Raw genomic sequence first — 7,205 nt, 5'->3', positions numbered from 1 at the left:
GTGGTGGAGCGGGCTGCCTCGCCGCTAGAGGTTCCGAAGTCCACTGAGCACCCTTTCGAGCAGTGTCACGTCAGGCTGGCCGCCGGCGGACGCGTCGCCGCCGGGCTGATGAATGGCGACGAGTCCGGCCTCCGCCAGGTCGGCGACGAGGATTCGGGCGACGCCGAGGGGAATGGACAGGAGCGCCGAGATCTCGGCGACCGACTTGATCTCCTGGCAGAGCTGGCAGATGCGCTGGTGTTCCGGCAACTGCCCGTGGAGCTGGGACGGCTGGGCCGTGGTGTGCACCAGCGCCTCGATGGCGAGCTGGTAACGCGGCCGCGTCCGACCGCCGGTCATCGCATAGGGACGGACCAGCGGGTTGTTCTTGGCGCCGCCGCCCGGGGGCGGCGACGGTGTGCGCCGGTGCTGCTGAGGCTGGGCCGACATATGCGGAGGGCGCTGCTCCGGCATGGCCTGGTGACTGGGCGCAGAGGGGAAGTTGTAGCGGTTCAGCGGGGGTTGTCCCTGCTGCTCATGTCCATACGGGTAACCGCCTGGGGGCGTTGCCACGTCTCCTCCTCGACTTGCCTGTCTGCTGCTGGTCGCGCCACCGCACCCTATGGCGCGGTGGCGCGAAACGCACTGCCTCTTTGTTAGTTGAGAAGGCTCCCCTGCAGTTCGGACCGGAGCTCGGGCGTCAGCACATTGCCCGCCCGGTCCACCAGGAGGGCCATCTCGTAGCCCACGAGGCCGATGTCGCACTCGGGGTGCGCCAGAACGGCCAGCGAGGATCCGTCGGAGACGGACATGATGAAGAGGAAGCCGCGCTCCATCTCCACGACGGTCTGGTTGACCGCGCCGCCCTCGAAGATGCGCGACGCACCCGCGGTCAGCGAGGTCAGGCCGGAGGCTACCGCCGCCAGCTGGTCGGCGCGGTCCCGCGGAAAGCCTTCGGACATCGCCAGAAGGAGTCCGTCGGCGGAGACCACGACGGTGTGGGACACCCCTGGGGTGTTGTCCACGAAACTGGTGATCAACCAGTTCAGGTTCTGCGCCGCCTGGCTCATCGGGCTCACACTAACGCTCCTGATCGTAGGTGCCGCCGGGGCCGAAGCCCTGGTCGTGTTGCTCATGCTGCTGGTGCGCGGGGTACTCACCGGAGTCCGTTCCCGCGTTGCGCCCCTGCTGGATGCCGCGGCGCAGGTTTGCCAACCTGCCGCGTACGTCCTCCGGAGCGCGGGAGACCTGGGGGCCGTCCTGTGCGGCCTCTGCCGCCTTGCCCTCGACCAGATTGGCCTTGGGGACCCGGCGGGGCAGACCGGAGGGGGTCACTCCGCCGGCCTTCGGTTCACGGAGCTTGCCGGCTCGCTGCCAGAGCTCATCGTTCGCCGACCGCCATTCGGAGCTTTCGCCCTCCTGGGGCTGCCGCGGGGCCTCCTGCCGGCCCTGCTCCGGTTCCGCGCCGTCCCTCGTGGCCTCCTCGCCCGTATCGGCTTGCTGCCACCGCGTGTCGCGGCGCGGCAGACCGGACCCGGTCAGCGAGGGGGAGCCGCTCGGAGCGGGGCCCGGACGGTCGAACTCTACGCGCTCCGGCTGGGCCGTGTCAGCGGACGGCTGGGATTCCGGTTCCGCTCCGTAACCCTGCCCGTACTCATGCTGGTACGTACCTGGCTCGGTCCACTCGCCTTGGTGGCCGGGGGCGTTGAAGTCGCCGTAGACCTCGTGGGCGCCGGTGCCCTGGTCGTTGTACGAGGGTTCCGCGTATCCGGTCTCCGCATACGGTCCACCGGGCTGCTGCTGCGCGGGTACGTGCTCCTGCGGCAGGTTGTGCGGCTGCTCGAACTGCTGCTGCTGCGGGGCCTCGTCGCGGAACAGCGGGCGCTGGTCGGCGTCCTGGCCGCCCATCGCCGCACGACGCTCCTCGCGCATCCGCGAACGGCCGACCGGGTCCATCCCCGCGCCGGAGCCCGCGGCGTCCGGCCGCGCCTCGTAACGGGAGTCGTCGAAGCCCAGTTCCGCGGCGGTCCGGGCGCCGTTGCCCCCGCCGACCGCGGGCTGCTGCTGACCGGGGACCATGCGGGAGACCGTGAAGTCGTCCTGCGCGAGGTCGTCGGCTCCACCACCGTGGGTGATGGCGTCGGGCAGCATCACCAGCGAGGTGGTGCCCGCCTGCTCGCCCGAGGGGCGCAGCTGCACGCGGATGCCGTGGCGGGTCGCCAGGCGGCCGACCACGAACAGGCCCATGCGCTGGGAGATCGCGGCGTCCACCGTCGGCGGGTTGGCCAGCTTGTGGTTGATGTCCGCGAAGTCCTCGGCGGTCAGGCCGATGCCCTTGTCGTGGATCTCGACCATCACGCGGCCGTCGGGCAGCCGGGTCGCGGTGACGCGGACCTTGGTGTGCGGGGAGGAGAACGTGGTGGCGTTCTCCAGCAGCTCGGCGAGCAGGTGCACGAGGTCGGTCACGGCCAGGCCGTGGATCTCGGCCTCCGGAACGCCGCTCAGCTCGATGCGCTCGTACGCCTCCACCTCGGAGGTGGCCGCACGCAACACGTCCACCAGCGGGATCGGCTGGTCCCAGCGGCGGCCGGGCTCCTCGCCCGCGAGGATGAGGAGGTTCTCGCCGTTGCGGCGCATACGGGTGGCCAGGTGGTCCAGGCGGAAGAGGTTCTCCAGCTGGTCCGGGTCCGCCTCGTTGTTCTCCAGGTCGGTGATGAGGTTCAGCTGGCCCTCGATCAGCGTCTGGTTGCGGCGCGAGAGGTTGGTGAAGATCGCGTTGACGTTGCCCCGGAGCAGAGCCTGCTCGGAGGCGAGGTTCACGGCCACGCGGTGCACCTGGTCGAAGGCGCGGGCGACCTCGCCGATCTCGTCCTTGGTGGTGATCGGGATCGGCTGGACACGGGTGTCCACCCGGCCCGGATCGGTGCGCGAGAGCTGCTCGACCAGGGCCGGCAGGCGCTGCTCGGCCACCTCGAAGGCGGCGGAGCGCAGCCGGCGCATGCTCGTGCTCATCGAGCGGGCCATCCGGCCCGCCACGAGGAAGGCGATCAGCAGCGCGAGGATCATGATCGAGGAGTTGACGATCGCCTCTTGCTGGGCCTCCGAGGCGACGGTCTCGGCCTCGTCCACGGCGTGCTCGGCCAGGTGCGCCTCGACGGTGCGGTAGGCGTTGAACTTGCCGGTGGACGTCTGCAGCCAGGACTCGGCCGTGATGCCCTTGGCCTTGAGCTGCGCCGCCGTGGCGCCGGACATGATGGCGGCGGCCATCTTGTCCTGCTCCTCGACCTGGGCCTCGGTGGCCAGCGCCGTCTTCAGGCGCTTGATGTCCTCGTCCGTACCGCCGGACTCGAACTCGCCGCGGGCGATGTACTCCAGGAAGTTGTACGAGGAGAACGACGTCAGCAGGATCTGCCGGTCCGCGGCGCTGAGCGGCTTGTTCACCAGCAGGTGGACGCCGATCGAGCGCTGCAGCGACTCGGCCGCCTTGGCGAGGGAGACCGCGTAGACGGCACGACCGTAGGAGGTGACGTTGCCGGTGCCCAGACCCAGCTCGTTGGTGAAGGCCATGAGCGGGCGCTGCAGGGCGCCGTAGCCGTCCTCGGTCTTCGCACCCTCCAGGGCGGAGGTGTACGCGGCCTTGCGCAGCCCGGGCAGCGTCGGCTCGACGGCGCGCACGTCCTTCAGACGGCGCTTGAGGCTCGGGGTGTCCGGCATGCTCTTGACGCGCTTGTCGAAGTCCGCACGAGCGGCGTCCGTCGCGGCCCGGGTCTTCTTGATGACCGGGTCCTCGGTGTTGCCCTCAAGCAGCGGCTTGGCGGTCAGGTCGCGCTCTTCGATGACGGCGTGCGCGTAGGTGGCCGCGGCCTCCACGACGCGAGCGGCGTCCGTCGCGTCCTGTGCCTCCAGCCAGACGTCGACGGAGTCCTTGACCTTCAGACCACCGAAGACCAGCGCGATGACGACCGGGATCAGCAGAATCGCGTTCAGCCGGACCCGTACCCGCCAGTTGCGGGGCGAGAGTCTGCCGCCACGGGCCTCGGGGGCGGCGGGGTGTTCGGGCATATCGGAAGGCGGCACCGCTGTGCGCGACGGCGGGGTGAAGTTCCCCCGCTCGTCCCGCGCCTGCTGCGCGGCGCCCGTCTTTCTTCGCCTCACTCGACCAACAACCTCTCGGCGTCGGCACCTGTGCTGTGCCGTTTATCTGCTGAGCCGTGACTGCTCAGTCCGGGAATTCCAGCACGTTCGCCAGGCGCATTCCAAACAACGGACAGAGCCCCTGAAGGCCGCGATTTGCCCGACATAAAACGGGCATTAAGGCCGAGCTGCGGCAAAAGGCGGGGTGGTTGACTGCAGAACGAAGTCGGCCGGACGCGCCCAGTGGTCACGTCCGGCCAATTCTCTGTCGAAACGTTATGAACTTCGAAGTGCGCCGTGGTCAATGCCACAACTTACACATCGTCACCCGTTTCGTCGAACAACGCTATTTCAGCCGCGCCATCAGGGCATGTTCGACAAGGGTGATCAAAGCGCTCTTCGCCTCGTTGCGGTGGCGCGCGTCGGTCGTGATGATCGGCGCGTCCGGGCCGATCTGCAGGGCCTCGCGGACCTCTTCGGGCGAGTAGGGCTGGTGCCCGTCGAAGCCGTTGAGGGCGATGACGAAGGGCAGACCGCTGTTCTCGAAGTAGTCCACCGCCGGGAAGCAGTCGGCCAGCCGGCGGGTGTCGACGAGCACCACGGCGCCGATCGCACCGCGCACAAGGTCGTCCCACATGAACCAGAAGCGGTCCTGTCCGGGCGTGCCGAACAGGTAGAGGATCAGGTCGTCATCGAGCGTGATGCGGCCGAAATCCATCGCCACGGTCGTCGTGGTCTTGTCCTGAACGTGGCTCAGGTCGTCGATGCCCGCCGAGGCGGAGGTCATGACGGCTTCGGTGCGCAGCGGACTGATCTCCGAGACCGCGCCGACGAACGTCGTCTTGCCGACACCGAAGCCGCCCGCCACCACGATCTTCGCGGAGGTGGTCGAACGGCCGGCGCCGACCGTGCTCCCGCTAGAGCTTCCGAAGTCCACTGAGCACCCTTTCGAGCAGTGTCACATCCGGCGTGCCACCGGCCTCGGTGCCGCCGCCCGGCTGGTGGATCGCCACCATGCCGGCCTCCGCCAGGTCCGCCACCAGGATCCGGGCCACGCCCAGCGGCATGTTCAGCAGCGCGGAGACCTCCGCGACCGACTTGACCTCCTGGCACAGGTGGCAGATCCGCTGGTGCTCGGGAAGCAGCCCACCGAGGTGGGCCGGGTCGGCGGTGGAGCTCACCAGCGCCTCGATGGCGAGCTGGTAGCGCGGCCGGGTGCGGCCTCCCGTCATGGCGTAGGGGCGGACCAGCGGCTGGTCGCCTTCATCTTCCCCGTACGACGCATGGTGAGCGGCGCCGTACGGGCCGGGCGAGACGGGCGGGGTCATGAATCCTCCGGACGGGACAGCAGGAAGGCAATGATGCCGTCGAGCGGGGGGCCGGTGGGGGGTTTTCGGCCGCGTGGTCGGACGGGCTGTGCAAGGTGGGGACGGGTCAGTTCAGCAGGCTGCCCTGGAGTTCGGCGCGCAGGTCGGGCGTGAGCACGTTGCCCGCGCGGTCGACCAGCAGGGCCATCTCGTAGCCGACGAGGCCGATGTCGCACTCCGGGTGCGCGAGCACCGCGAGCGACGAGCCGTCGGAGACCGACATGATGAAGAGGAACCCCCGCTCCATCTCCACCACGGTCTGCGTGACCGAGCCGCCCTCGAAGATCCGGGACGCGCCCGCCGTGAGGGAGGTCAGCCCGGAGGCCACCGCCGCCAGCTGGTCGGCACGGTCCCGGGGGAACCCTTCGGACATCGCCAGAAGGAGTCCGTCGGCGGAGACCACCACCGTGTGGGACACCCCCGGGGTGTTGCCCACGAAGTTGGTGATCAACCAGTTCAGATTCTGCGCCGCCTGGCTCATCGGACTCAACTAACGCTCCTGCTGATAAGTGGGGCCAACATGGTGACTGCCGGTGGTCGAGCCGTTGCCGGCCTGACGTCCCTGCTGGATGCCCCGTCGGAGATTGGTCAGCCGGCCGCGTACGTCGTCGGGCGCACGCGAGACCTGCGGACCGGTCGGAAGGGACTGCGTCTCGGCGGTTCCCTCGACGAGGTTGGCGCGCGGCACCCGCCGCGGCAGCCCCGAGGAGGTCTTGCCGCCCGCCGCCGGCTCCCGGACCTGCTCGGCCCGGCGCCAGCGCTCGTCGTTGGGGGAGTCGCGCCAGGGGTCCTGGGCACCTCCCTGCGGCGCGGCCGCGGCCTGCGGCGCGGGCGTCGCACCCGGGCCACCGCGGCGCGGCGCGGGACGGGCGGAGTCGGCCGGCTGCTCGGGCACGCCCGGCTGTCCCTCGCCCGCGGCACCGCGGAACCAGTGCGACTCCAGCTCCTCGAACAGCGGCGTGCCGCCCTCGCCCTGCGCGGGCGCGGCGAACTGGCCGGTGCTGTTCGGGTCGCCGGCGGCCGGCTGCGCGAACTGGCCGGTCGTGTCCGACTGCCCGCCACCGGGCAGCGCGAACTGGCCGGTGCCATGCGCGTCGCCGGCGGTCGGCCGGGCGAACTGGCCGGTGCTGCTGCCGAGGGCGTCACCGGTCGCCGGGCGGTCGTACTCGCCACTGGTGCTGTTCGGCGCGTCGGTGCTGCCCAGGGCGCTGAACTGGCCGGTGCTGCCGTTCGGCGCGTCGGTCGCGCCGGGCGTGCGGAACTGGCCCGTGCTGCTGTTCGGTGCCTCGGTCGCGTCCGTCACCGGCGGGAACTGGGCGGTGTCGCCCGGTCCGGCGGCCGGCGCGGGCTTGGCGAAGCGGCCCGTCGTGCTGTTCGGCGGCTCGGTCGCGTCCGTCACCGGCGGGAACTGGGCGGTGTCGCCCGGTCCCGCGGCCGGCGCCGGCTTCGCGAAGCGGCCGGTGTTCTCCACGCCCTCGTCGTGACCGCGCGGGGCGTCCTGCCCGCCACGCGGCGAACCGTCGGTGGACAGCGGCCAGTCGTCGACCCGGGCCTTGGGACCCTTGCGGCCCGGACCACCGGCCGGCGGCGTCGCGTTGCCCCAGCTCGGAGCGGCGGGCGCGGAGCCCGCGCCACCACGGGCGGGAAGCTGCGGACGGCCGTTGCCACCGGCGGCGGGCGCCGCGGCGGGACCGCCGTTGCCACGGGCCGGCAGGCCCGGGCGGC

Annotated in this window: 6 protein-coding genes and 1 pseudogene; all 7 read right to left on the bottom strand. The window is 70.9% G+C overall.

Annotated features, from left to right (window positions below; genetic code table 11):
• Positions 1-24: 24 nt before the first annotated feature.
• Positions 25-552: a DUF742 domain-containing protein gene (locus tag LE181_RS28355; protein ID WP_225664361.1), complete on the bottom strand. Its 528-nt coding sequence runs from the start codon at positions 550-552 to the stop codon at positions 25-27.
• 83 nt (positions 553-635) lie between these two features.
• A complete protein-coding gene (locus tag LE181_RS28350; protein WP_078848005.1) occupies positions 636-1,049 on the bottom strand; it encodes a roadblock/LC7 domain-containing protein in 414 nt (137 codons plus the stop codon).
• 10 nt (positions 1,050-1,059) lie between these two features.
• Complete coding sequence (locus LE181_RS28345; RefSeq protein ID WP_225664360.1) at positions 1,060-4,134, bottom strand: sensor histidine kinase; 3,075 nt, start codon at positions 4,132-4,134, stop codon at positions 1,060-1,062.
• 325 nt (positions 4,135-4,459) lie between these two features.
• Positions 4,460-5,050, bottom strand: coding sequence for a GTP-binding protein (locus LE181_RS28340; RefSeq protein WP_190109950.1), 591 nt, complete (start codon positions 5,048-5,050; stop codon positions 4,460-4,462).
• Entirely contained in the window at positions 5,031-5,441 is a 411-nt protein-coding gene (locus LE181_RS28335) for a DUF742 domain-containing protein (RefSeq protein WP_225664359.1), read from the bottom strand. The genes LE181_RS28340 and LE181_RS28335 overlap by 20 nt, the downstream gene beginning before the upstream one ends.
• A gap of 106 nt (positions 5,442-5,547) precedes the next feature.
• Positions 5,548-5,961: a roadblock/LC7 domain-containing protein gene (locus LE181_RS28330; RefSeq protein ID WP_190110049.1), complete on the bottom strand. Its 414-nt coding sequence runs from the start codon at positions 5,959-5,961 to the stop codon at positions 5,548-5,550.
• 9 nt (positions 5,962-5,970) lie between these two features.
• Positions 5,971-7,205: pseudogene (locus LE181_RS28325) on the bottom strand (histidine kinase); the annotation flags it as partial.

This window comes from Streptomyces sichuanensis, from assembly GCF_020328095.1.
GTDB lineage: Bacteria > Actinomycetota > Actinomycetes > Streptomycetales > Streptomycetaceae > Streptomyces > Streptomyces cinnamoneus.
This window is presented reverse-complemented; position numbering and strand designations above follow the sequence as displayed.